This window comes from Paenibacillus sp. P5_B5, assembly GCF_056400365.1.
In genome coordinates, this window is sequence record NZ_JBFULK010000001.1 from 393,149 (window position 1) to 417,672 (window position 24,524).

25 protein-coding genes are annotated in these 24,524 nt (G+C 41.6%); 17 read left to right on the forward strand and 8 right to left on the reverse strand.

The features are described from left to right. The first annotated feature begins 40 nt into the window (after window positions 1-40). The 5 genes from AC1DOK_RS02005 to AC1DOK_RS02025 all read left to right on the forward strand — a co-directional run bounded on the left by AC1DOK_RS02005 (window position 41) and on the right by AC1DOK_RS02025 (window position 3,232). Window positions 41-625, forward strand: coding sequence for a phosphatase PAP2 family protein (locus AC1DOK_RS02005; RefSeq protein WP_477552544.1), 585 nt, complete (start codon window positions 41-43; stop codon window positions 623-625). Between the two features lie 182 nt (window positions 626-807). Beyond that, window positions 808-1,497 (forward strand): Crp/Fnr family transcriptional regulator, encoded by a 690-nt coding sequence (locus AC1DOK_RS02010; RefSeq protein ID WP_477552545.1) that lies wholly within the window; start codon window positions 808-810, stop codon window positions 1,495-1,497. Between the two features lie 167 nt (window positions 1,498-1,664). After that, window positions 1,665-2,543 (forward strand): hypothetical protein, encoded by an 879-nt coding sequence (locus AC1DOK_RS02015; RefSeq protein ID WP_477552546.1) that lies wholly within the window; start codon window positions 1,665-1,667, stop codon window positions 2,541-2,543. A 148-nt stretch (window positions 2,544-2,691) separates the two neighbouring features. Further along, window positions 2,692-2,913: an XRE family transcriptional regulator gene (locus AC1DOK_RS02020; RefSeq protein WP_477552547.1), complete on the forward strand. Its 222-nt coding sequence runs from the start codon at window positions 2,692-2,694 to the stop codon at window positions 2,911-2,913. A gap of 157 nt (window positions 2,914-3,070) precedes the next feature. Then, a complete protein-coding gene (locus tag AC1DOK_RS02025) occupies window positions 3,071-3,232 on the forward strand; it encodes a hypothetical protein (RefSeq protein ID WP_477552548.1) in 162 nt (53 codons plus the stop codon). A 144-nt stretch (window positions 3,233-3,376) separates the two neighbouring features. On the opposite strand, the gene AC1DOK_RS02030 is transcribed toward AC1DOK_RS02025, so the two are convergent. After that, window positions 3,377-4,138, reverse strand: a complete 762-nt coding sequence (locus AC1DOK_RS02030; protein WP_477552549.1) for an SDR family oxidoreductase — start codon at window positions 4,136-4,138, stop codon at window positions 3,377-3,379. A gap of 177 nt (window positions 4,139-4,315) precedes the next feature. Next, window positions 4,316-4,624 carry an antibiotic biosynthesis monooxygenase family protein gene (locus tag AC1DOK_RS02035; protein ID WP_477552550.1) on the reverse strand — a complete coding sequence of 103 codons (309 nt, stop codon included), beginning with the start codon at window positions 4,622-4,624 and terminating at the stop codon, window positions 4,316-4,318. Window positions 4,625-4,870: 246 nt separating this feature from the next. Here AC1DOK_RS02035 and AC1DOK_RS02040 point away from each other — a divergent pair, with 246 nt between their 5' ends. After that, window positions 4,871-5,647 carry a DeoR/GlpR family DNA-binding transcription regulator gene (locus AC1DOK_RS02040; RefSeq protein ID WP_477552677.1) on the forward strand — a complete coding sequence of 259 codons (777 nt, stop codon included), beginning with the start codon at window positions 4,871-4,873 and terminating at the stop codon, window positions 5,645-5,647. 77 nt (window positions 5,648-5,724) lie between these two features. Here AC1DOK_RS02040 and AC1DOK_RS02045 read toward each other — a convergent pair whose 3' ends face one another. Beyond that, window positions 5,725-6,225 carry a ferritin family protein gene (locus AC1DOK_RS02045; RefSeq protein WP_477552551.1) on the reverse strand — a complete coding sequence of 167 codons (501 nt, stop codon included), beginning with the start codon at window positions 6,223-6,225 and terminating at the stop codon, window positions 5,725-5,727. A gap of 151 nt (window positions 6,226-6,376) precedes the next feature. Here AC1DOK_RS02045 and AC1DOK_RS02050 point away from each other — a divergent pair, with 151 nt between their 5' ends. Next, window positions 6,377-7,474: a winged helix DNA-binding domain-containing protein gene (locus AC1DOK_RS02050; RefSeq protein WP_477552552.1), complete on the forward strand. Its 1,098-nt coding sequence runs from the start codon at window positions 6,377-6,379 to the stop codon at window positions 7,472-7,474. Window positions 7,475-7,515: 41 nt separating this feature from the next. Here the strand turns inward: AC1DOK_RS02050 and AC1DOK_RS02055 are convergent, their stop codons facing one another. Further along, a complete protein-coding gene (locus tag AC1DOK_RS02055) occupies window positions 7,516-9,333 on the reverse strand; it encodes an APC family permease (RefSeq protein WP_477552553.1) in 1,818 nt (605 codons plus the stop codon). A 671-nt stretch (window positions 9,334-10,004) separates the two neighbouring features. Between AC1DOK_RS02055 and corA the strand changes: the two genes are divergently transcribed. From corA to AC1DOK_RS02080, 5 genes are all read left to right on the forward strand, one after another. Continuing rightward, window positions 10,005-10,955, forward strand: a complete 951-nt coding sequence (gene corA, locus AC1DOK_RS02060) for a magnesium/cobalt transporter CorA (RefSeq protein ID WP_477552678.1) — start codon at window positions 10,005-10,007, stop codon at window positions 10,953-10,955. Window positions 10,956-11,397: 442 nt separating this feature from the next. Continuing rightward, on the forward strand, window positions 11,398-12,114 hold the full coding sequence (locus tag AC1DOK_RS02065; RefSeq protein WP_477552554.1) for an N-acetylmuramoyl-L-alanine amidase family protein: 717 nt from the start codon (window positions 11,398-11,400) through the stop codon (window positions 12,112-12,114). 49 nt (window positions 12,115-12,163) lie between these two features. Further along, complete coding sequence (locus AC1DOK_RS02070; RefSeq protein ID WP_477552555.1) at window positions 12,164-13,174, forward strand: polysaccharide deacetylase family protein; 1,011 nt, start codon at window positions 12,164-12,166, stop codon at window positions 13,172-13,174. A gap of 168 nt (window positions 13,175-13,342) precedes the next feature. Next, entirely contained in the window at window positions 13,343-14,635 is a 1,293-nt protein-coding gene (gene hcp / locus AC1DOK_RS02075; protein ID WP_477552556.1) for a hydroxylamine reductase, read from the forward strand. 338 nt (window positions 14,636-14,973) lie between these two features. Further along, window positions 14,974-15,522, forward strand: a complete 549-nt coding sequence (locus tag AC1DOK_RS02080; protein WP_477552557.1) for a pyridoxamine 5'-phosphate oxidase family protein — start codon at window positions 14,974-14,976, stop codon at window positions 15,520-15,522. 117 nt (window positions 15,523-15,639) lie between these two features. Here AC1DOK_RS02080 and AC1DOK_RS02085 read toward each other — a convergent pair whose 3' ends face one another. Next, entirely contained in the window at window positions 15,640-15,819 is a 180-nt protein-coding gene (locus tag AC1DOK_RS02085; protein WP_477552558.1) for a hypothetical protein, read from the reverse strand. Between the two features lie 96 nt (window positions 15,820-15,915). Beyond that, a complete protein-coding gene (locus tag AC1DOK_RS02090; RefSeq protein WP_477552559.1) occupies window positions 15,916-16,629 on the reverse strand; it encodes a DUF6199 family natural product biosynthesis protein in 714 nt (237 codons plus the stop codon). Between the two features lie 100 nt (window positions 16,630-16,729). Between AC1DOK_RS02090 and AC1DOK_RS02095 the strand changes: the two genes are divergently transcribed. Then, window positions 16,730-17,248 (forward strand): NAD(+) diphosphatase, encoded by a 519-nt coding sequence (locus tag AC1DOK_RS02095; RefSeq protein ID WP_477552560.1) that lies wholly within the window; start codon window positions 16,730-16,732, stop codon window positions 17,246-17,248. Window positions 17,249-17,448: 200 nt separating this feature from the next. Here AC1DOK_RS02095 and AC1DOK_RS02100 read toward each other — a convergent pair whose 3' ends face one another. Continuing rightward, window positions 17,449-18,687 (reverse strand): helix-turn-helix domain-containing protein, encoded by a 1,239-nt coding sequence (locus AC1DOK_RS02100; RefSeq protein ID WP_477552561.1) that lies wholly within the window; start codon window positions 18,685-18,687, stop codon window positions 17,449-17,451. Between the two features lie 114 nt (window positions 18,688-18,801). Here AC1DOK_RS02100 and AC1DOK_RS02105 point away from each other — a divergent pair, with 114 nt between their 5' ends. From AC1DOK_RS02105 to AC1DOK_RS02115, 3 genes are all read left to right on the forward strand, one after another. Further along, the gene (locus tag AC1DOK_RS02105) at window positions 18,802-21,099 is read left to right on the forward strand and encodes a beta-glucosidase (RefSeq protein WP_477552562.1); all 2,298 of its coding nucleotides are present in this window, start codon (window positions 18,802-18,804) and stop codon (window positions 21,097-21,099) included. A gap of 229 nt (window positions 21,100-21,328) precedes the next feature. Continuing rightward, a complete protein-coding gene (locus AC1DOK_RS02110; protein WP_477552563.1) occupies window positions 21,329-22,087 on the forward strand; it encodes an SDR family NAD(P)-dependent oxidoreductase in 759 nt (252 codons plus the stop codon). A gap of 189 nt (window positions 22,088-22,276) precedes the next feature. After that, the gene (locus AC1DOK_RS02115) at window positions 22,277-23,752 is read left to right on the forward strand and encodes a protein adenylyltransferase SelO (protein ID WP_477552564.1); all 1,476 of its coding nucleotides are present in this window, start codon (window positions 22,277-22,279) and stop codon (window positions 23,750-23,752) included. Window positions 23,753-23,854: 102 nt separating this feature from the next. On the opposite strand, the gene AC1DOK_RS02120 is transcribed toward AC1DOK_RS02115, so the two are convergent. Continuing rightward, window positions 23,855-24,034 (reverse strand): H-type small acid-soluble spore protein, encoded by a 180-nt coding sequence (locus tag AC1DOK_RS02120; protein WP_477552679.1) that lies wholly within the window; start codon window positions 24,032-24,034, stop codon window positions 23,855-23,857. Between the two features lie 20 nt (window positions 24,035-24,054). Here AC1DOK_RS02120 and AC1DOK_RS02125 point away from each other — a divergent pair, with 20 nt between their 5' ends. Continuing rightward, entirely contained in the window at window positions 24,055-24,366 is a 312-nt protein-coding gene (locus tag AC1DOK_RS02125) for a hypothetical protein (protein WP_477552565.1), read from the forward strand. Window positions 24,367-24,524: the final 158 nt, after the last annotated feature.

A 24,524-nucleotide genomic window follows, 5' to 3' on the forward strand; every position in this document is an offset into this window, starting at 1 on the left:
GCTAATGCTAATTTTCCCCGTGCTAGGAGAAATCTATCATTTGGTTAACACCCTTCCAGCTGAGGTCTATTCTCTAATGACTCCAGTAGATGAGGCAATTCCATTTATTAAATATTTTGCTTTACCTTACGGTGTGTGGATCTTCTATATCTACGTCTGCGTTGTGTATTTCTTCATCCGTGATCGAACATCGTATTATCGGGCCATGTTGTTATATACGATCTGTGCACTTACTTGTTATGTTATTTATCTAGTATTTCAAACAACCGTACCGCGGCCTGAAGTAATAGGCAGTGACCCGTTCGCTCAGCTTGTTAGATTCATTTATAATCGAGATCTGCCGTATAACTGTTTTCCTAGTATTCATTGTTTCTCCAGTTATATGGTGATGCGCTTAATGCTTACAAGTCCTGCACGTAATCGTGTGAATACAACTTTAATTAGCGGGATGTCGCTGCTTATTATCGCATCTACATTGTTTGTTAAGCAGCATGTGATCTGGGATGTTATTAGTGCCATTGCACTAGTTGAAGTCTACTACTTATTAATTTATACGTTGCCAGCACTATACCGGAGTCGATATGCTAGAAAACGAGAATTACAAGATCAAGGGTTTGAGTCTTAAATAAAATGCTACAACGTGTACCTCCGTTCCTAGCTGGACGGAGGTTTTTGCGTGCGCCTAATAATTTATTGAATTGACATAACTTTAATCTGAAATGAGTTCCTGTAATAAGGGAGGAATGGTATAATTAGTTAATTGAACTTATTCTAATCAACCATTTCATATAAAAGGCGGTACATAATATGAAAGAAATGCTTGGCTTTTTACGAGACTTTCCTTTTTTTCATAATCTAGAGGAAGAAGATCTGGAGAAGGTTGCCTCGTTATTCATGATTCGAACCTATGAGAAAGGAATTAATGTGTTTCTTGAAGATGATGAGGGTGATGAGCTTTATATTATTCAATCCGGTGTCGTCAAAATTTACAAGGAAAACGAAGCTAGAGAAATCATTCTTGCTATTTTTAGAGAAGGGGACTTTTTTGGAGAAATGGCTGTGCTTGAAAATGAACAAGTGCGCTCTGCCTCTGCTCAAACTGTAGAGAAAACGACGTTGTATGTATTGAAACGGAATGACTTTGCTTGGCTTATGAACAACAATCCGCAAATTACATTCAAGATTCTGCAGACGGCGCTTGAGCGTCTAAGAAAAGCGAATGAATTTATTACGGACTTGACTATACTTGATGCCCGCACTCGAATTGCCAGAGGTCTACTTCGATTAATAGAAATACATGGGGTCCAAATTGAAGATGGGATCTTGATTGATCTTAAGCTGACTCATCAACAAATTTCCGATATGACGGGCACAGTTAGGGAGACAGTAACGAAGGTTATGCTTGAGCTGCAAAACCAGGAAATGATAAAGGTTGATAAGAAGAAGATTTTGATTTGCAATAGTGCGAAATTAGAAGCGATGACGGGGTCCATGTGATTCTGCTAAGGATAAAGGGTTGCCATTGGCAACCCTTTTGTGTGTAATGAAGATCGGCTTTGGATGATCTGAGTCGACTTCTCCCCCCACTTAATTCTTCCTCTATATGGTATAATGAAATGTAATAAATCAACGAACACGGTGGGTAATATATGAACGTATGTAGCTTGGAACAAAAAGTGCAACAGTTAATATTATCAGATTTAGAAATTCGTGAGAGTCTTGTAACAGAGATCATAGAATTAATCTTCTCTCCAGAAACGGCTTCAAAAGCGATTGTATTAGTAAAAGATTACTTGGAGAATACACTAAGGGGACAGGAACTCGGAGATATTGGTACTTATATAAATGTCAGTGATCCAGAGTTAGTTGTTAGTCTATTGGAGATACTTCAGCACTGTTTTCAAGAAGGTGGGGACTTGTTTGATTTAATCCTACTAATTACTCAAATCCATTATCTGGACCGCAAAGAATCTACCAAATCTAAGACTGAGCTTTATCTTCAATACCGAGCCACTGCCATTTTAGATACTTTACTTGCACAGGAAATCCGATTTTCAAAAGAAGTGATAACAACGATCCTTGCTTCAGGAAACAAATACTTATCTGATCATGCAACAAAAGAATTTAGCTGTAGTATTTATTGGAGACTTGCAGACCAAGGCGTCAATATATCAAGTGTTATTGGATCACTCGTTACGATATTCCATAACAGAGAAACAGATGAACTCGTTCAAAATTCTCTTTTGGCTATATGGGCAGCGGTTAGAAATGGATGTTTTGAAACCAAGATACCGGATAGTGATAAAACGTATGAATTGTGGTTAAGTCATTTTATTGCGAATGCCACCTATAAATTAAAGAAGAAAGATGAAGTGAATAATCTAGGAATCATTGGATGCCTTATTGCAATCGCTAATAAATACCCAAATACGAAAAGTATTGCAATTGAGTATTTAGAAAAATGTAAGATACGCGAACCAAAGCGTGTAACTACAGATTTTCAGCGTGATTTGAGGGATTATTTTATACTTTGTAGGGATTGATCGGAGAATCGTACTAAGAAGTTTCTTCATCGCCACCATCAGTTATAAGGGGGCTTGTCCATGGCATTAATACTATTGTTGGGGACTGTTAATTCACTTAATGGGCAAAGATGTTTCTATATCAACTGATAAGGGGGGATCAAGTAACATGAAAATCGAACTTGGCAATTGCTTGCTACATGTACGATTGGCGGAAGCCGGAATAACCCAGGAGGAGCTCGCCCATACCCTACGCTATAAGCCTGAACGCCAAGCCGACTTTATCGAAAACAGGAGAATCATGCCTTTGAAAACGGCAATCTCTATCTCGGAAACGATCGGTTGTGGGGTGAAAGAGTTATATGAGCTAATTGCAGTTGAAATGAGATAACTACTGTATTCAGGAGTTCCCTGTTCTAATTCAGACCTGTTGGTTCATCAGCTCGGCATTTTGCAACAGCAAGAAAACTATCAGTCGGTATAGAAAATCTATACTTAGCGAAGAGACCGAATACGGTCAGGATAATAGATAACGGGTAGGTGTAAGGATGAGAAGCGAGGATCAAATTAAACGTAAAATTATTGAGCTACAAATGACTATGCAGCAAATGCAGGCAGCAGGCAATCAAGATGTAGCCAATCAATTTCAAATGAGAATCGAAATGCTGGAATGGGTTTTGAATGCACCAGTAGAGAAATATCATGTGTGATTTGAGAAATAGACCAAATGTACTTAAATCGACTTTGGCGCAAAAGTTAAAGAACAGAAGGAATGAGATGAGGTTGGATGGAAATTAATAAGGAGCCATCGACAATGATGGCTCCCTCTGCTTTTAAAGAATAGTATCAAAGAATTAGTATGCGGTCCATCCGCCATCGGCTGTAATCACAGTTCCGTTCACGAAGCTAGAATCTTCAGAAGCTAGGAACAAGGCAACTGTAGCGATTTGTTTCGGGTCTCCTGGTTCTCCGCGTTGTAATGACATACCAGACATCGCTTGCTGTAAACCATGAGGATCAGGCTGTGTTAACCCTAAACCTATGTTGGTAGCAACTGCGCCTGGAGCTATCGCATTGCAACGAATTCCGAACTTAGCATATTGGAACCCGACATTCTTAGTTAGACCAATAACAGCATGTTTCGAAGCGGTGTAGGCAATTCCAGCACGTGATCCGTTAAGTCCACCGACTGAAGCCGTATTAATAATTACACCATGGCCTTGCTCTTTCATGAGAGGAATTGCTTTACGGATCGCTCTCATTGGTCCTGTAACATTAATATCCATTACTCTATTCCACATTTCGTCCGTAACAGACTCAGCAGCTTGCATTTGATCCATAATACCTGCATTATTCACCAGGATATCGAGTTTACCGTAACCGTTAACAGCTATGTCGATCATGTTAGCTATATCCTCTTCCTTGGCAACATTGGCAACGACACCAATTGCTTGTCCTCCAGCTGAAGTGATTTCCGCGACAACCTCGTTTACTGCAGTTTCATTGATATCAGTTACAACAACTTGAGCTCCTTCTTGAGCAAATAGTATAGCCATTTCTTTACCCATACCCGATGCAGCACCTGTAATTACGGCAGTTTTTCCTTGTAATTTCATTTGTATCATCCTTTCAACTGGTTGGATATGTTCTTTCTTTGTTAAACGAACTCATGTTGTTAATAATAAGGATATCACATCCTGTAATATTACTGTGACATTTCGCACAATAATGTAGTTAAAATCATATTATTCTGAGTATTAAAACAATTGCCTGCATATTAACGCAGGCTCTTATTAATATTCTCTTTCAACTTTACATATTTTCACTTTGTAGTTTTGATACCAGTCTTGCATACCTTTCTCTTGAGCAACTTTGTGAGATTGATTCTGCTTCCAGTTACTGATCGCTTCCAGGCTATCCCAGTAGGATATGGTAATGCCGGCTCCTGAAGCATCCCTGACACTTTCAACTCCTAGGAAACCAGGTTGCTCAGCTGCTAGTTTCTCCATTTTGTCAGCCATGTCAGCATAACCATTATCCCCCGCAGTGCGTTGACTCGAAAATATAACTGCATAATACGATCCGTTTGTTTCATGAACCAATCTTATCAATCTCCTTCAATTGTAAAAGTCTATGTTTATATTAGATTATACTATTATAAATTCGATAAAATAGCGAATGTGTTAAAAGTTAAATTAAATGAACAAAAATGAATAAACAAGAATAATAATGAATCCAATATAATGAAAATAGTTGCATAAATGAATATAACAGAATATACTCAAAGAGTAATTGGAAAATAAATGAATATTTAGGAGGAATAAAGCGTGGCGCATGATGGTTCAGGAATGTTTGCCGAAGAACGACGTGAGAAGATTCTTGCTTTACTGCATCAACACAAACGGGTATTAGCAAAAGACTTGGCAGAGATGTTTCAGATTTCTATCGATTCTATCCGTCGTGACCTTTCCATTATGGAGGAAAAGAGTTTACTCCAGAAAACTCATGGTGGGGCGATTATTTCTATGAAAGTTCGACAGCCCGCTCAACCTCCAGAAAAGCGATATGGCGATGGGTCACCGGAAGGGAATGCAATCGCCAAATTAGCAGTATCGTATATTCGAGAAAAAGATACTTTATTTATTGGCAGTGCCTCAATTTCGTATTTGTTATTGAAGCATCTACCGGACCAGATGCCACTAACGATCGTTACCAATTGTATGCGGGTGGCGGATGTATTACGTGAACGGGAGTGGATCGATACCTACTTAATTGGTGGTAGGGTAAAGCATTCAGGAAATATTACAGATGTACTCGCGAACGAATTTGTTCGTCAATTCAGGTTTGATATCAGTTTTTCCACTGGAGGAGGTATATCTGACGAGGGTATATTTGTGGCAACTCCTGAAGTAGCAGCATTCGGACGAGCGGTCACTTCTGTATCCCGTCGCCGAATTGGAATTGCGACCCATCATTCCATCGGAAACGATGGTTTTGCAAAGAATGGAGTGGTTGAGGATCTCGATCTGTTAATTACAGATGAGAAGGCTGATCAGAAAGTGATCGAACGGATTCAGGCGCTAGGGGTCAAGGTGCTCATTGCACAAGTGGAAGATATTGAATGATCAGTATTATGTATGCAAGACTTTACCGATCGCCTGCTGAGTTTATACGAAATAAACGTCAAATAGCCCTCATCCTTTCACAAGATGGAGGCTATTTGACGCTTACCTTGAATCTGATTTAAAGTATATAGATAATTATATTTATCAGCATGCTTTTGTTCGTCCATGATAATACCTTGAACTGTATCATGGTACACTCCCGCTGGCAGACCAGACCATATTCTTCTATACTTCTCGACTGCGCTAAGTTCGCCGAATAATGCCTTCACAAGCCCTTCAGTATAAGTTCCAATCTTCTGGTATGGTTCATTCCCGCTTGGAGAGATTATCATTCCGGTTAAATCCTGGTACATGGCACGAAACATCTGATTATGTCCACGTTCATCGTCCCTAATTGAAGAAATGATATCTTTCTGGTATTTCGATGGCGCTTGTTGAATTAATTCCTCGTAAAACAATTCGTCGTTACGTTCACCCTGAACTGCCTGCTTCATCATTTCTAGAGCTTGAGGATAATCCGTTGCCCAAAGGGGTTTAAATTCAGTACGATACCAATAAGGTGAGTCCCAAATATACATAATGTACATTCCCTCCTAGAACAATCTCTCCAGGATTATTGATATGCACAAATGCCCACATATGTGCGAACTTTGGCACACCTTCTCATGGAGAAGCTCCTTGAGTTAAGACGATTCTTTATTATTTATTATCCTAATTAGGGGGAAGTCCATGAAGAAGCAAAGTATTTCTAATCGGCGGTTACACAATCTCGGTATACATGGCGAGAGGCTGAGGAATCCCGAACAAATCGTAAAGCAGCTTGGCGCTGTGCAGGCTCAGGATTATCATCAAGCCCTATGGGCGCTCGGTTTGCGAATGCCATCTTCAACTGTTGCGGATATTCAGCAATCCATTGCAGATCGTAAAATCATGCTGACCTGGCCGATGCGAGGCACGATCCATTTTGTACCTCCGGAAGATGTAAGATGGATGTTAAAGCTCACGGCTTCACGTGTTCTGGCGCAGAATAACCGAAGGTTGGAACAATTGGAGCTTACCGAGGAGATTATTGAACGCTGTGGGCTGATCATTTATGACGCCTTACACGGGAACAAGCGGATATCCAGGCCCCAGCTAATGCAATTGCTCGAGGAAGCAGGGATCAGTACAAAGAATCAACGAGGGTATCACATACTATGGCTACTCGCACAGACCGGTTTTATCTGTCAAGGGCCGAGGGAAGGGAAGCAGCAAACCTTTGTGTTACTAGATGAGTGGATACCCAAGGCCAAAGAATTAACGATGAACGAAGCACTTGCTATGCTCGCGGAACGATATTTTACCAGTCACGGGCCTGCAACTGTCCATGATTTTGCTTGGTGGGCAGGTATCACGCTCTCAGATGCTAGGGAGGGTGTCGAAGCTATACAATCAAGGTTGGTATCAGAGAAGATAAATAATCAGGTCTATTGGGAGAGCGATCATTCCCAAACAAAATCTACCGATGATGGACCAACTGTCTATTTGCTTCCGGGGTACGATGAGTATTTACTCGGCTATAAAGATCGAAGCATGATACTTAGAGCGGAATATGCACATACAATTGTTCCAGGTAACAACGGCGTATTTATGCCGATCATTATCATCGACGGTCAAGTCGCCGGTATATGGAAACGAACGATCAAACCTAAAGGTATTGATATTGAATTTAACTTATTTAGGCCTCAGGAAGACAAGGAAGATGGCATTTTAGAGAATGCTCGGCGATATTGCGAGTTTATGGAAATGCCCTTAGCTTCGACCTCTTTTCAAGTGATGGAATTATAATGTAATCGTTGCTTTCAAGCGTTCTATATTAAAAGTTCTAATTAACGTTGAAAATGATAAGGTACTGTCGCAATAACGACATCTTTACGAGCATAAAGAATAGTTCGAAGCATCAGACTCGTCTGATTGTGTAGTATATTTTGCCACCTATGCTTCGTAATAAATTGAGGAATTAGAATCGTCAGATGATCTGTCTCATGTGTCTTCCATTCCACCGTATCAATGAACTTAATTAACGGGCGCGTAATACTCCGATAGCTTGAACGCAGTACAATCAAGCGTACGCCTGGATTCCACTCAGCCCACTTTTTCTCCATTTGTTCGATTTCTTCATCATCAAAGCCAACATAGACGGCGATCACATTATCCGTCAGTGATTTTGCATAACTCAAGGAGTGCATCACCACGCGTGTCACACCTGCGATTGGGACAATGATGGTACTTCCCTTGATCGTTGGCTTGTCTTCTTGCATATTAATACGCAATTCATAAGCTGTATTCTTATAATGCTTGTGAATTTTGAAGAAAGTAATAATCACAATTGGCAAGAAAATAAAGACCATCCACACTTGGCTAAACTTCGTGATAATAAAGATCATGGTAATCGTAAGGGTGGTTAACATCCCGATGGTATTAATTATTAACTTGGTCACCCAGCCTCTGGGTTTCAGCTTGATCCAACGTATCATCATTCCCAGCTGAGATAATGTGAACGGAATAAATACCCCAACGGCATAGAGCGGGATCAGATTCTTCGTATTCCCACGGAATGCAATAACTAGTACAGCGGACAAAATACCAAGAATAATAATACCGTTTGAGAACCCTAAACGGTCGCCGCGAGCCATGAACATTCGCGGCATGAATTTATCTTTGGCAAGCATATACGCAAGTAAAGGAAATGCGGAGTAAGCCGTGTTCGCAGCCAAAAACAAGATCAGTGCTGTAATCCCTTGAATGATATAGTAAATCGTTCCGCGACCGAATACGGAATTGGCAATTTGCGATACGACCGTCTCTTTCTCGTTCGGTGTAATGCCATACCAATAGGCAAGTAAGCTAATTCCAATAAACATGCAGCCAAGAATCACGCCCATCATTACAAGCGTTGCAGCTGCATTCCGTTCGGATGGTTGCTTGAAGTTCGGAATAGCGTTGGATACTGCTTCAACCCCGGTTAAGGCGGAACAACCCGAACTAAATGCTTTTAACAATATAAATAGACTGATGTTCGACACGGCTGAACCAAGCTGCGGAACGGCAGCATGTGCGCCACCTATCATATACTTGATCACGCCGGAAATAATTAATATAAAAATGGCAATAACGAATAAATAAATCGGTAACGCTAATACGGAAGCCGACTCCGTGACCCCCCGTAAATTCATTAACGTCAGAAACACAATCATTGTCAGCGCAATCAGCACCCGATGATCGTGCAGAGCAGGAAATGCAGATGTAATCGCGTCTGTTCCTGCCGAGGAACTTACCGCCACGGTTAAAATGTAGTCAATAAGCAACGATCCGCCTGCCAATAGTCCCGTGGATACCCCTAGATTATCCTTGGCAACCATATATGCACCACCGCCTGCCGGATAAGAAAAGATGGTTTGACGGTACGATAAAATCAAAATCAATAAGAGTCCCAATACAGCGATGGAAATCGGGATGGAATACCAGACTGCCGTAAACCCGACTGCCATTAACACAATCAAGATCTGTTCCGTACCGTAGGCGACGGATGAGAGTGCATCCGAGGAAAGTACGGCAAGAGCCTTCAGCTTCGTTAGCTTCTCCCCTTCAATTTCTGCACTTTTCCTCGGGCGCCCGATTAAGACTCGTTTTAACTTCCTGACCATGTTGACTTCCCCTTTATTCATCCACTTTAGCTAAATAATTGAATGTGGTCTTTACTTATATGTTCCCCAGTTTCGCACAATACCGAGAAAGTAGATATTCCCAATGGATACTGAAAATGAACACAAAAGAGGTAATAGGGGTTATGGCCGTTGTCGGTTTTTTACATTTATAAATATAGCTTCGTTTTATCTGCGAAATAAAATATGGCGCAATCACGGATGAGTTCAATATAGAGAATGATTTTTAATTTTTTTCTGAATTCGAAATTCAAAGCCAGATCATTCAACTTGTTATAAAGTATTTTAAAATTTGATTTAATCGAGGGTTGATTTTGGTAAACCGTAATTTGTTTTCCACAGTATGTAATGGTAGTAACCATTTGGTATCTCCTCTTTCTCTACTTTTATAGAATTATTATTGTTTTCTGTTGTTTTCAACATATATTATACCTTATTTATTGTGGCGAACTTGTAATAAATATGTCAAAATACGTAAGAAAAGAAGGTATAAAGGAATTAACATATCAAATAAAAATGGGATAAATTAAATGATATGGACAGAAAAAACTGTAAAACTGTATATATATATAGGTTATTTCGATATCTGGTTGTATTTTTCTGTTTTTGCTAACAATAACGTTAAATAGGATTTTAGATAGAGGTGAGATTGTCTGCTTCGATCAATTGCTATAACTTATGACCACACAGTGCTTAAGGATATATCCATACAAAACCTGAATGATTCAAACATTGAGTGGTTTTGGGTTGATTTCGACTCCCCAACAATAGAAGAATCAGAGTTATTGGAAACCCATTTTCACTTCCATCCATTGGCTATTGAAGATTGTTACCACTTGTTGCAACGTCCCAAATTAGACCATTATGAGGATATCCATTTTTTTGTATTGCATGCTATTAATCAAAAAACTTTGCAAGCTAAAGAGGTTGATTTGTTTTTAGGAAGGAACTTCTTAGTTTCATTTCATTTACATAAATGCAGAGAGGTCGACGAAGCTTGGAATACAATCATTGAACATAAAGCAATACCCCAAAAAGGACCAATATATGTTGGGTATGTGATTATGGATAAATTGGTAGATAACTATTTTCCAAGTTTGTATCAAATTGAAGATCAATTGAACGAAATTGAAAGCAAAGTTAGAAGTGAGAGTGTTGGAACCTTAATGGATACAATCATTGATATCCGCTCGAGTTTGCTCAAGCTACGAAAAACAGTTGTACCTATGAGAGATCTTCTTTACAGAGTAATTAATACGGATAAAATTAATGGTGTAAAAGAACATTTATATTACTTTACCGATATTTACGACCATTTGCTTAAGCTATCCGAAATGATTGAATCTAATCGGGATGTAACGGCAGATATGCGAGAAAGTTACGATTCAATAAATTCATACCGAATGAATACCATTATGAAAACTCTAACCGTTATGACATCCATTTTTATTCCTTTAACATTCATTGCGAGTATATATGGAATGAATTTTGAATACATCCCTGAATTGAAATGGCATTGGGGTTATTTTGGAGCATTAGGAGCGATGCTCGTAGTTGGTTTAGGTATGATTGTATGGTTATGGCGAAAAGGATGGTTCAAATAAAATAAAAAGCGATGTTCATTTTTTTGGAAGATGAAGTTCATTCCTTTAGGTGAGGCCGCTGAAAAACATGTGATTTTAATTTTGTGAAATGCACCTAATTGATATAGGCGAATTTCCATTCAATTCTGAATGAGAATTCGCCTTTATTTTATGCTTTTCTTCATGTCTTCTACTTCAATAGCGTCAATATTCTTTGAGATAATTAGAGGGATTTGACGGGGGAACCTAACCAAGGTCAGTTGCAGGTTTAGCTGGCCTTTTTGTGTGTGAATCAGAAAGTATTAGTTAGTTGTGTTCCTATATACTCTTGTGTGCTGTCTGTTGAATTCAACTTTTACAACTTCTATACAAGTCTATCTAACTTATCATATATTCACCTGCTACACTTGTTGAATACTTGAAGTTATCAGCATTCGCCGATCAATCGGAGTAAGGAGACAGCATGAAAAGGAAAAGCAGAAAACAGCTTCAACGCCGCCAAGTGATATTATTGGTAATTGTCGTTGCTTTGCTGGGAATGATCTGGTCGATATATGAGCTATCTTCACCTTCGGTTTCCGCGGAGTTGACAGTTTCACCGAACAAGAATACGACAATGCAACAAGAAATATCCCAACGCTACAAAATCGTGATCGATGCGGGGCATGGAGGCAAGGATCCCGGCGCGGATGGAGCCAGCGGCAACCGGGAGAGAGCGTACACGCTAGCGCTGTCAGAGAAGGTATTCGACCTGCTCCAGCAGGAGTCGATGTTCGAGGCGCACATGACACGTACGGACGATACCTTTGTCGATCTGGAGGATCGTATTAAAATGGCAAACGATCTCGATGCGGAGGCATTCGTCTCTATTCATGGGAACACATATACGGATCCCGATGTATCTGGCACCGAAACGTATTATTATGCGGACGATAGTATTTCGTTCGCACGCGAGGTGCACGAGCATTTGGTGGAGGCTACTAGATTCAAGGATCGCGGCGTGAGAAAGGAAGGCTGGAAGGTACTGACGCAAAGCAACAATCTCGCAATTTTGCTGGAGGTGGGGTTCCTCACGAACCGAAGCGATGAAACGAATATGCTCAACGATAGACACCAGGATCGAACGGCTAAGGCCATAGTGAAAGGGATCAAAGAGTATTTTGCTGATAGAGAAGATTAGAAAGTTTTTATTGACACACCAGATACTTCATAGAAAGGCTAGATAAATAATGAAAACATCACGAAATAATAATAAAAAAAGAAGAGTAAGAAAGGCGAGAAGAAGATTAGGCGTTATTCTAGTAGCTATTTTCCTAATGATTTTTTTAATAGGGAAACTCACTTCTGCTCCTGAAGAAGAAGTAGTAGCCAAAGAAAGTATCAATCAAGAAGATGTCACAGTGGCAGCGGAAGAAAGAATCAATCAACAAGATGTCACAGTGGCAGCCGAAGAAAGTATCAATCAAGAAGATGTCACAGTGGTAGCCAAAGAAAGTATCAATCAAGAAGATGCCACAGTGGTAGCCAAAGAAAGTATCATACAAAGTACCAAACAACCAGCAAAACAACCAGAAAAACAACCAGCAAAACAACCAGCAAAACAAAAAAAACCGGATGGAAAGCCTATGGGCAAAGTTGTTTATCTAACATTTGATGATGGCCCTACTACATTAACGGATGAATTCTTAGATTTATTAAAAGAGCAAGATATACAAGCAACATTTTTTATGCAGGGAGTTAATTTACAAAAAACAGATTTACAAGAAAATGTCAAACGAGCTACAAAAGAAGGCCATTATGTTGGAGCTCATAGTATGACGCATAATTACAAAAAGTTATATAATAACGGAATGTTTGTATCAGAGATGAACGAAACATTATCTCTTATACAGGATATTACAGGTACGAATCCTAAGTTGGTTCGCCCACCTTATGGTTCAGCACCAGGATTGAAAAGTCAACAGATTCGTAATCAAATTGTAAAAGCTGGAATTAAAATTTGGGATTGGACAATCGATTCTAAGGACTGGAAGTTAAAAGATAATCCAAACCAAATTGTAGCAAATATTAAAAAGCAAACTACAATTGCCAGAGAAGTCATTCTCATGCATGAAGAACCACAAACCTTACAAGCACTTCCAGAAATAATCGCATTTTATAAGGAAAAAGGATATGAGTTTGGTGTATATAATGACGCTGACCATTTTTATCTTAATTTCCAAAATGACAAACGTTTATAAACGATATTTCATCTTTAATTACACTTCGTTATTGTATAGAATCAATTGATTAATCGTCGAGGAAGCGTTTGAAGAATGCAAAATGTGTTTGTAATCACACCTGGAAGTTTGAGGTTCTGATACGCTATGGGTAACGAATAATTTTCTATATTATGGGAGGAAAATGATATGTTTTGTTACCAGTGTGAACAGACACCGGAAGGCGGATGTACCGTGGTTGGGGTGTGTGGCAAGAATGAAACTATAGCTAGTTTGCAGGATACGATGATTTTTGCATTAAAAGGTATTGCAGCCTATGCGACACATGCCAGACAGCTAGGATATAGCGATCCCGAGGTGGATCGTATCACCCATGAAGCCTTGTACATGACCTTGACTAATTCCAACTTTAATACGCAGGAGCATCTGGACATGGCGATGAAGGTCGGTGATGCTGCGGTGCGGATCATGGACGTGCTGGATCGCGCGCATACGGATCGCTTTGGCATCCCACAGCCGATCACAGTCAGCCAGAATAAAATTGAAGGTCAATGTATTGTGGTAACAGGACATAATTTGTATGCGCTTGAGGAACTGCTGCGGCAGACGGAGGGAAAGGGCATCAACATCTATACCCACTCGGAAATGCTGCCAGCACACGGTTATCCGGCATTGAAGAAGTATGAGCATCTGAAAGGCAATGTCGGCAAAGCCTGGTACGATCAGCGCAGACTGTTCGAGCAGTTTCCAGGTGCGATTCTCGCTACCACGAACTGTGTAATGCCGATTAAAGGCACGTATGCAGATCGCTTTTTCTCTTATGAAGTAGCGGGGCTGGAAGGTGTCGCAAAGATCATGGATGACGATTTCTCCCCATTGATTGAACGTGCTTTATCGCTGCCTGCGGCAGATGTAGATTCAGAGCAGGTGCTCACGACCGGATACCACCATGAAACAGTGATCGGACTCGCTCCCGAGATCATTCAGGCTGTCAAAGATGGGCATATCCGCCGCTTTTTCGTCATTGCAGGCTGCGATGCGCCGGGCAAAGGCGGCAATTATTACCGTGAATTGGCGACTTCCTTACCGAACGATACTGTCATTTTAACCACTTCTTGCGGAAAATTCCGCTTTAATGACGTAGATTATGGCACCGTGGGAAACACGGGCATTCCGCGTTATATTGACCTTGGGCAATGCAATAATTCCGGTTCTACTGTGAAAATCGCCCTGGCCTTGGCTGATGCTTTTGACTGTACCGTGAACGAGCTACCCGTCAGCATCGTGCTGTCTTGGTTTGAGCAAAAAGCGGTCGCAATCCTGCTGGGCTTGTTCAGCCTCGGCATTCAGGACATTCGCATCGGACCGAAGCCTCCCGAGTTCATCTCGTCTGGCGTGCTGGATGTACTGGTAGAGCTTTTTGGATTGAAGTTGATTACCACCGCCGAAGAGGATATGAACGCGATGTTGGCGCTGTCGTAGGGATATTTTGGATAGGTGTAATTAATAAAGACGACTCAAATTCATTTTCTGAATTTAGAGTCGTCTTTTTTTATCATTTGGTTGGCTGCCGAATGGCACTGTATAAACGATCTGTATCGTTTAGCATCCGATTCACCTTCAGGCGTAGTTGCAAGTAAATAGGAATATGGATTGTTCGAATTACTGATTTATGGATATTTTATCACAATCCATTAATTGATATACTATCATGACGACACATACCTTGCAACAGAGTGGGTTCAGACAAAAAGTAATCAATTTCGGATACCTTCGTTGCAAGCGTGATATTCGAAATTTCTATCATGGAGGAATGAACAATGGATACGGTTCGTTATAAAATTAGGGAATGCCAGGATCAAGAGAAAATCAATCAATTTCTTAGTACGGCAAGGATTGGACATCTTGGATTAGTCGATGGTAATCGCCCCTACGTCATACCACTTAATTATGTTTGGACAAATGAAAAGCTATATATTCACGGGGCAGGGGATGGACGACGCAATAAGGTGATGGCAGAAAATCCGGAGATTTGTTTTACGATATGTGAAGAATATGGCACCATTACAGACCCGGTACCCGCAAAGACGGATACGGCTTATATGAGTGTGATGGTTTTTGGAAAAGCGGAGCCCGTTACGGATTTGGATGAAGCAACTCTTGTGCTTCAGAGAATGATGGATAAATATGTTCCGGGCTACTATAAACGTCCTTTATCCAAAGTACATGTTGACAAATATCGCTCGGCTGTATTTGGCGGACCGGTTAAGGTGTACCGGGTTATCCCTAATCATGTGACGGCAAAAGAAAGTCCAATCGAAGCTGACAAAATGTACAGACCGGATATGAAAGTTGGGCATGAAAGTTAACAAACACATGTAATAAGGAACTCTTCCAAATTCGACGGATCGTCTTTATTCAGTCGCGTCGCAACGACAACTGCGATCGGAACAAATCGTTGCTTCGTGACTTACTTTCTTTTGCGACTAATCACCACTGCAGCCGCCTCCATCTCCACCACCACAATCCGAGCTGTCGCTATGTGTACCTCCAACATATCCATCAGTAGAGGAGTCTCCACGGGATTTACTAAAGTTCTTTGCTTTATGGTTGACTACTAAGAAAGTAACAATTAATACAAGCACTATCCAAAAGATATCATCCATCGGGAATCACCATCCTTTCGGATTAGAATACATCATATCGATAAATTGTGAATGAAGCTTTCGTAGGACTTCATTAATCAAAAATTATTAATTAGATTACTGTATCAATATTGATTTTATGACGAGCACGACGGATCCGATCATCGTGAGAACTCCGCCTACCTTACACATGAAATAATAAAAATCGCTTGGTTCAGCGTCATTCACCCAAATCCAGTAAAACGAGATGATAAACATGAAATTTTGAAATTTCTGATATCGGTATCCACACCATCCGTAAATCAATAATATAAATGATATGGAAAAAAGGACTAGACTGCCTTGTTTGGAATGATACTCAGGATAAGCAGCGATAACAATTGAGCTAGGAAAATATTCCTCTTCTCCAGCTTGGAAAACTCTTTGGTTACCAGTGTACATGGATATCTCTGGATAAAACTCCCCATTTCCATCATAGCTCATTAAAAATCCGGATTGAACGACTTCATATTTATGTCCATTAGGGTAAATTACTTCATAACTAGTATTGATATCACTTTTTTTTCTATAAATAGAATATTCCTCTTTGTTGATAAGTACTTTTCTGTCTTGGTCATAGATATGTACTTCGATGGATGGAGCTGTTCCGGTAGTATAGTTAACAATATTAACTTGCTCATTCGCTTGTTTATACTTATGCTGGTTTACATAAAATACAGATTCAGAGAAATATGATTTGGCAAAAACAGTGATGAAAACTGCCAAAATCAGTATACAAATGATGATCAATATAGAGGATAGCCTGATTCTTTTGGATAAATTAAAAGTCACAATATCAGTTCATCCTTTCCCTTTTCGATATAGTTTAGTTATGTAACAATAGTATAATAAAAATGAACTAATCATTTCAGAGGATGCAGGTGGATTAATGATGAAGTATTGTTATGCTTGTGGAACGGAATTACAATCCAAGGAATGTGAAGGAGAGGGACTGATCCCGTATTGTGATTCATGTCAGGTGTTTCGCTTTCCTATCTTTAGTACGGCGATTAGCACAGCAGTGCTGAACAAAGAACGGAACAAGGTACTGTTGATTAGGCAATATAATATGAAGGATTACATCCTGCTAGCTGGTTATGTGAATCGCGGTGAATCAGCGGAAGAGACTCTGATCCGTGAGGTGAAGGAAGAGGTTGGACTATATGTGGATGAATATAAGTACATGCGAAGCATGTATTTCGAACGTTCCAATACACTGATGTTAAATTTTGTCTCTGTCGCTCATGATGAGACACTTCTGCAAATTAGTCAGGAGGTTGAACAGGCTGAGTGGTTTACTTTTGAAGAAGCCAGAAAGGTTATTATGAAAGGCAGCTTGGCGGAGACTTTTTTACTTACTATTCTTGAGCAAGCTGAAGCAGATAAATTAGGACAACCTGTACGGAATTGAGTAGAGGTTCTACACGAAATGAATCTAAATCCACAATTTATTAAACCTTTCCCGAAATATGAATCTGCAGAGTGCAATTCGCTGGCAGCGAAGAGGTCAGGGGTTCGATCCCTCTTGACTCCATAACTAAAGAACCCGCTATACACAAGGAATTCCGAATGTTTAAAGGTTTTCGCGAAAAATGTCTCTATTCCGTTTTATTAACCTTTCGTTTTCAATGTGGATTGGTACTTCTTCGGCGTCATGCCCGTATACTTCTTGAAAACTTTAATAAAATGAGATTGATCATAAAAGTTCAACCGCAATCCGATGGACGAAATCGTGTCATTGGTCATATGAAGCAGTTTTTTGGCTTCTTCTACCCGCTGTTTCTGTATATAATTCATCAGCGTCATGCCTGTCTGTTCTTTGAATAAATTCATTAAGTAGCTGCTGTTCAGTCCAGTCAACTCCGCAAGCTTGTCGAATGTAATCTCTTGATATAAATGGTTGAAGATGTACTCGCAGCAAATTCTGATCGGTTTGGACAACCTTTCTTTCCGGCTCTGTTCAACCCGTTCCGTAAAGTCCAATAACGCACGTACTAACGCAGCCTCAACTGCCTTGACATTATTCAATTCCTCGATTTGCTGAATATGCATATCACTGAGAGTAAAGGCCAGTTCTTCATATATTCCTCCATCTACAGCAGCCCTCATAGCAATCGCAACAGAGCAAATGGCTAAATTTTTGATATTACGGAGTTGGCTCTGTTTAGATAAGATCCCCACGCCCTCGTTCGGAAAGGCGATCCATTGTTTCATTAATTCACTTGTATTCCCGGTTCGAATCAATTCTAACAACCGTTTCTCTATTTTCGAACTATGGTTGGACACCGATAATTCCCGTTTGGTTAGAATTTCAATTTCTATATTACTCTGGAACATGGCGGGCAGCACATATTGATAACTATATTGCAGCACATCCGTAATCTCCAAAGCCTCTTGATTGATCATCCAATGCGCAAGTACGCTGATATGAAGCAGACGAAGACGGCTCACGACGGGAAGGCTGTCCCAATATGCTTTCCAGTGCGGCTGATCGCGATAGGACAATTGATTATCGTTCATAAGGCCATTGATATGCTCATCCGTAGGTACTTGCTGGATTGAAGGACCGATTACAACGAATCCATGACGCTCTCCACTACGTTTAACAGGCACTATGATAAACTCTTCCCAGGAATTCGCTGTGAGAATCACCGGGTGTTCCATCTCTTTCTCTATAAATGGACGGAATAGCTTTTCGAATTCCATATAGAAAGGTCTATGCTGATCTCCGCTCCCCCAAATCGTTTCCACGGCATGTCCATTTTCGGTATAAAAGATCGGAAGTTGGATGCTTTCATATAGCAACTTACATGAATAGGCTACATCAGGTTGATTGTGAACATTGACCACTATGGAATCCTCCTCTTACGTACAATTTTTCTAAGTATTATACCATAAAAGAAAGCGATTTCATGAAATAATGTGAGCAGTACAGACTTTTTGCATTCAAGGAGGTTATATCTAATGAAACGAGATATTCAAGCTCTAATTGCTGAGATGACATTGGAAGAAAAAGCTGGCATGTGCTCCGGTTTAGATTTTTGGCATTTAAAAGGTGTGGAGCGCCTTGGCATTCCTAGCATTATGGTCACCGACGGTCCGCACGGACTGCGAAAGCAGCGGGAAGACACCGACCATTTGGGTGTATTTGATAGCGTACCCGCTACTTGCTTCCCTTCAGCAGCCGGCATAGCCAGCTCGTGGGATCGGGAGCTGGTCGGCAAAATGGGCGTAGCACTGGGTGAAGAGTGCCAGGCGGAAAACGTTGCCGTCCTGCTTGGACCAGGCGCCAATATCAAACGCTCTCCGTTGTGCGGACGCAACTTCGAATATTTCTCGGAGGATCCTTTCCTTTCTTCGGAAATAGCCACCAGCCATATTCAAGGTGTGCAAAGCCAAGGAGTTGGCACATCTCTGAAGCATTTCGCGGTTAACAACCAGGAGCATCGTCGCATGGGCGTTGATGCCGTTGTCGATGAACGCACACTGCGGGAAATTTATTTGGCGAGCTTCGAGGGTCCGGTGAAGAATGGCCAGCCGTGGACCGTCATGAGCGCTTACAACAAAGTTAACGGAACGTATGCTTCCGAGAACAAGTTCTTGCTTACTGATATTTTGAAGGAAGAGTGGGGGCATGAAGGATTCGTCGTGACCGATTGGGGCGCTAACAATAATCGGGTAGATGGGCTTGCAGCCGGTCAAGAGCTGGAAATGCCTTCAAGCGGCGAAGCGAACGACCGTAAAATCGTAGAAGCTGTTCAAAACGGCCAGTTGTCCGAAGAGACGCTTAATCGTGCAGTTGAACGGATTTTGCGTATCATTTTCATGAGCGTGGACAACAAAAAACCAAACGCGACTTACGACCGTGACGAGCATCATCGTCTGGCGCGCACCGTTGCCGGCGAAACGATGGTGCTGCTGAAGAACGAAGAGAACCTGCTCCCGCTAGCAAAAGGTAAGAAGCTCGCGGTAATCGGTCCATTCGCGCAAAAACCGAGATATCAAGGCGGCGGCAGCTCGCATATCAATCCAACCCAGATCGACGTACCGATGGATGAAATCACAAAGCTTGCTGGCGATTCATCCTCGGTTGTGTACGCGCAAGGCTTCCATTTGGACAGAGACGATCTGGACGCTGATTTGATGGAGGAAGCGAAACAAGCAGCTGGCGAAGCGGATGCGGTCATCATTTTTGCGGGACTTCCCGACCGTTATGAATCCGAAGGCTTTGACCGCAAGCATCTGCACATGCCTTCGAACCAGAATCAGCTGATCGAAGCGATCGCCGCCGTGCAAAGCAATGTGGTCGTCGTACTTATGAACGGTTCCCCAATCGAAATGCCTTGGGTCGGTCGAGTGAAATCGATCCTAGAAGCATATTTGGGCGGTCAGGCGACAGGAGGCGCGATCGCTGATTTATTGTTTGGCGAAGTGAATCCTAGCGGCAAGCTGACCGAGACATTCCCTATGAAGCTGAGCGATAACCCATCGTTCCTGTTCTTCCCGGGCGAAGGCAATCGAGCCGAATACCGCGAAGGCATTTTTGTCGGCTACCGCTATTATGATGCCAAAGAAGTGAAGCCGCTGTTCCCATTCGGACACGGTCTGAGCTATACCACATTTGAATATTCGAATCTTGTCATCGATCATACAACAATTAAAGATACGGAATCCATTAACGTACAGGTAACGATACAAAATGCGGGATCCCGTGCCGGTAAAGAAATTGCTCAGCTCTATGTTCGCGATGTAGAGAGTACGGTTATCCGCCCTGTCAAAGAATTGAAGGGCTTTGCTAAAGTAGAGCTTCAGCCGGGAGAGAAGAAGACCGTTACGATGACGCTGGATAAGCGCTCCTTCGCTTACTACAACGTAGATCTTAAGGATTGGCATGTGGAGTCCGGTGATTTTGAAATATTAATTGGACGCTCGTGTGAAGATATCGTTTTGAGCGATACGGTACATGTCGAGTCGACAGTCGCTTTGAAATCCATAGTCGACCTAAACACATTGATTATCGATCTGTTAAACGATCCGCAAAGAGCGCCTTTCGTGCAAGGATTACTTCAGAAGATACAAGAGGGCATGGGCTCTATGTTGGAGGGTCTTGAAGCTTCTGAAAGCCTGGGGGAAGGCTCGAGTGAAATGTTCGAAGGATTTATACATTATATGCCATTGCGCGGGCTGTCGATGATGAGTCAGGGGATGTTCACGGAAGAAATGCTGAACGGGATTATTCAGCAATTGAATCATCAATCATAATAGGTTGGGACGAACATCATGGAAACTGAAAAAATCAAGTTTCGTGAGAAGCATGGTTACGGTACCGATGAGGATCCAAATGAACATACAATTTTTCTAAGAATTATACAATAAAAGAAAATGATTGCATGGAATAATATGGACTGTACATTTACAGGTGGATCGATGAAAAACATGCTGGACATGTTGGTACCAATATAATAATGATATGAAGCGGAGGTATGAAAAGATGCAAAATGAAAACCTAATCGTAGTGGTTACCGGAGCCGGCAGCGGAATCGGACGCGCAAGTTGTATAAAGCTGGCGCAGAACGGAGCAAAAGTCGTTGCGGTCGATTTCAATCAAACAACTGGGGAAGAGACGCTTGCACTAATAAGAGAACATGGTGGCGATGGCATTTTCGTGCAAGCCGACGTATCGAAGAACGAAGACGTCGAACGGTATGTTCATCTCGCTGTCGAAACATACGGACGCATTGACGCATTTGTCAACAACGCCGGTGTTCTACAAAAGTTTTCGATGCTGTCGGACATCACCGAAGCCGAATACGACCGTATCATGGACGTCAACGTGAAGGGTGTCTTTCTCGGCTTGAAGCATGTTCTCAAAGTTATGGAGAAGCAAGGATACGGTTCGATCATCAATACCTCCTCTACGGCAGGCATTCGCGCCGAACATAGCCTCGCAGCATACTCCGCGAGCAAACATGCTGTGGTAGGATTGACGAAGGCGGCGGCTTTGGAATACGTGAAAAAAGGTATACGCGTCAATGCGATATGTCCAGGTGGCGTCGATACGACATTGACGCAAGCCGTTCCTTTGATGATACAGGAGACCGGCTACGTGCCGGAAGAGTTCCCGAATATGCGAATGAATCGGTTTGCTGATCCCTCAGAAATAGCAGAGATGGTGGTCTTCTTGACTTCCAACAAATCCAGCTATATGACAGGTTCAATCATTGTCGTAGACGGTGGTTTGACGATGTAAACACGATTCACATGTTGACAGGGTGTTCTAACCAAAGGAATACTCTTCACTTTTGTAATAAAACGGATTAACTCCGTCCCTTAGGGGCGGAGTTTTTTGCGTATACTAAAAGGACTCCCTTGTGCTGATCTAGAAAGTAGAATAATGAATAAACCTAGATACTAAAGGACATATGAAAAAGGAGATACAATGACAGAAAAAAAGGCAATATTAGAATCAGGATGGAACTTTGACAACAGTTACGCCCGTCTTCCGGAATTATTTTATACCAGACAGAATCCAACACCTGCACCTTCACCGAAGTTGATCATTCTCAATGATCCATTCGCAACATCACTGGGGCTTAATGTTCAATCGCTGCGAAGCAATGATGGTGTTGCAGTGTTTGCTGGAAATCAGATTCCTGAAGGTGCTTTACCACTTGCACAAGCTTATGCAGGTCATCAATTTGGACATTTTACCATGTTAGGAGATGGTCGGGCTCTGTTGCTTGGCGAACAGATCACTCCCTTAGGTGAACGGTTTGATATTCAGCTTAAAGGTTCAGGTAGAACTCCTTACTCTCGTCGAGGTGACGGCCTTGCGGGTCTCGGACCGATGCTGCGTGAATACATCATCAGCGAAGCCATGCATGCGCTTGGTATTGCAACCACCCGCAGCCTAGCGGTAGTGACAACTGGTGAGACAGTATTGCGAGAAACTGAGCTGCCTGGTGCAATTCTAACCCGCGTAGCAGCTAGTCATATACGTGTCGGCACCTTTCAATACGTTGCAAATTGGGGCACCCCTCAGGATCTCCGAACTTTGGCTGATTACACATTGCTTAGGCATTTTTCAGAAGTTGAAGCTGATGAGAACCGCTATCTTTCCTTACTTCAGGAAGTAATTAAGCGTCAGGCCGTGCTAATTGCCAAATGGCAGCTTGTTGGCTTTATTCACGGGGTAATGAATACTGACAACATGGCCATCAGTGGAGAAACGATTGATTATGGTCCTTGCGCTTTCATGGATGCTTATGATCCAGCAACGGTATTTAGTTCCATTGACGTTCATGGCCGCTATGCTTATGGTAATCAGCCGCATATTGCCGCATGGAATCTCACGAGATTTGCTGAAACCTTATTGCCGCTGCTGCATGCCAACAAGGAGCAGGCTGTAAAAATGGCTGAGGATGCGATATCAGATTTTAGCGAGTTGTATCACGATAATTGGCTCACAGGAATGAGGGCAAAACTGGGGATCTTTAATGAAGAGATGCAGGATAAATCTCTTATTGAAGACCTCCTTGGTATGATGGAGAAGTATCGTGCGGACTACACCAATACATTCCGTGCATTAACTTTTGATAAGACGGAGGATACAGTCCTGCATGGCACTACGGAATTTGCTCAGTGGAATGAGCTATGGCTGGCGAGACTAGGCAGGCAGCAGGAAACAAAAGCCTCCTCGCATCAGTTGATGCGAGACAGCAATCCCGCGATAATCCCTCGCAATCATCGGGTAGAAGACGCATTAGAAGCCGCGGTGAAACAAGAAGACTACAGCGTGATGGAGCGTCTTCTTGATGTTCTTTCGGACCCATACGCGCATTCCTCTGAACAGGCTGATTACGCCACACTGCCTGAGCCGTCAAACTGTCCTTACCGAACATTTTGTGGTACCTAGAATGAAAAGAGACCAATCATTGATTGGTCTCAAATGTACAGTCAAAATAGACAAACCTGTCCCATTGTTGCTTTTATTGAACGTGGGGCAGGTTATTGTTTTTTATTGCTCAATTAAGCTGTGTAATGGAACAGTCTGTTCCTTCTCTGGCTCATTAAGCGGATAGATTCTGGCCATTTCGTTGCGTTCATCTACATTTTGAATATAGACATTTGTTCCTTGGTAGGTCACATTAATTAGGGTAGGTGAATCGATGATCTCTTGCGCTCTTTGTGTGTTAATGTTAAACAACCTCCGCATTTGTGATGACGACACTTTATTATTGGATAAATTTCTTTATTTCATTCTTACTTAAAGCCAAATATCATCAGGCAAATCCTGAAACGATGTCAGACGAAGCGAAACAAAAAGATCGGGATTTCCGTAAAAGGGTAGATGAGTCAGCTTCCATGTCAGCTTTTGGGAGATTAGAAGCTGCAAAGCGTGCGGTGATAGCTGTATATGAATTTTGTCAAATATGTCATATTCCCATATTAATCTACGGGGATACAGCAGATGCTTCCAAGCTGGAACAAATAGATTCAATCTCTAATAGGCTGAAATGGAATTTATAGATTTTATAGATTCGCTACATAACAGAAAGCAAAGAGCCTGCATAATTAAGCAGACTCTTATTTGATTTGAAATGACCAAACGAGTATATTCATAGTCTTGTTTGTAAGATATAATGTTGAATGGTAAAAGCAATGAATTTGGGAAAATATTGATAACA

Excerpts from the sequence above, each read along its gene's own strand:
- AC1DOK_RS02070 (WP_477552555.1), top strand. The coding sequence starts at position 12,164 with ATGAAAACATCACGAAATAATAATAAAAAAAGAAGAGTAAGAAAGGCG.
- AC1DOK_RS02025 (WP_477552548.1), top strand. The coding sequence starts at position 3,071 with ATGAGAAGCGAGGATCAAATTAAACGTAAAATTATTGAGCTACAAATG.
- AC1DOK_RS02110 (WP_477552563.1), top strand. The coding sequence starts at position 21,329 with ATGCAAAATGAAAACCTAATCGTAGTGGTTACCGGAGCCGGCAGCGGA.
- AC1DOK_RS02095 (WP_477552560.1), top strand. The coding sequence starts at position 16,730 with ATGAAGTATTGTTATGCTTGTGGAACGGAATTACAATCCAAGGAATGT.
- AC1DOK_RS02080 (WP_477552557.1), top strand. The coding sequence starts at position 14,974 with ATGGATACGGTTCGTTATAAAATTAGGGAATGCCAGGATCAAGAGAAA.
- AC1DOK_RS02040 (WP_477552677.1), top strand. The coding sequence starts at position 4,871 with ATGTTTGCCGAAGAACGACGTGAGAAGATTCTTGCTTTACTGCATCAA.
- AC1DOK_RS02115 (WP_477552564.1), top strand. The coding sequence starts at position 22,277 with ATGACAGAAAAAAAGGCAATATTAGAATCAGGATGGAACTTTGACAAC.
- AC1DOK_RS02055 (WP_477552553.1), bottom strand. The coding sequence starts at position 9,333 with ATGGTCAGGAAGTTAAAACGAGTCTTAATCGGGCGCCCGAGGAAAAGT.
- AC1DOK_RS02050 (WP_477552552.1), top strand. The coding sequence starts at position 6,377 with ATGAAGAAGCAAAGTATTTCTAATCGGCGGTTACACAATCTCGGTATA.
- AC1DOK_RS02105 (WP_477552562.1), top strand. The coding sequence starts at position 18,802 with ATGAAACGAGATATTCAAGCTCTAATTGCTGAGATGACATTGGAAGAA.
- AC1DOK_RS02010 (WP_477552545.1), top strand. The coding sequence starts at position 808 with ATGAAAGAAATGCTTGGCTTTTTACGAGACTTTCCTTTTTTTCATAAT.
- AC1DOK_RS02020 (WP_477552547.1), top strand. The coding sequence starts at position 2,692 with ATGAAAATCGAACTTGGCAATTGCTTGCTACATGTACGATTGGCGGAA.
- AC1DOK_RS02085 (WP_477552558.1), bottom strand. The coding sequence starts at position 15,819 with ATGGATGATATCTTTTGGATAGTGCTTGTATTAATTGTTACTTTCTTA.
- AC1DOK_RS02030 (WP_477552549.1), bottom strand. The coding sequence starts at position 4,138 with ATGAAATTACAAGGAAAAACTGCCGTAATTACAGGTGCTGCATCGGGT.
- AC1DOK_RS02045 (WP_477552551.1), bottom strand. The coding sequence starts at position 6,225 with ATGTATATTTGGGACTCACCTTATTGGTATCGTACTGAATTTAAACCC.
- hcp (WP_477552556.1), top strand. The coding sequence starts at position 13,343 with ATGTTTTGTTACCAGTGTGAACAGACACCGGAAGGCGGATGTACCGTG.
- AC1DOK_RS02065 (WP_477552554.1), top strand. The coding sequence starts at position 11,398 with ATGAAAAGGAAAAGCAGAAAACAGCTTCAACGCCGCCAAGTGATATTA.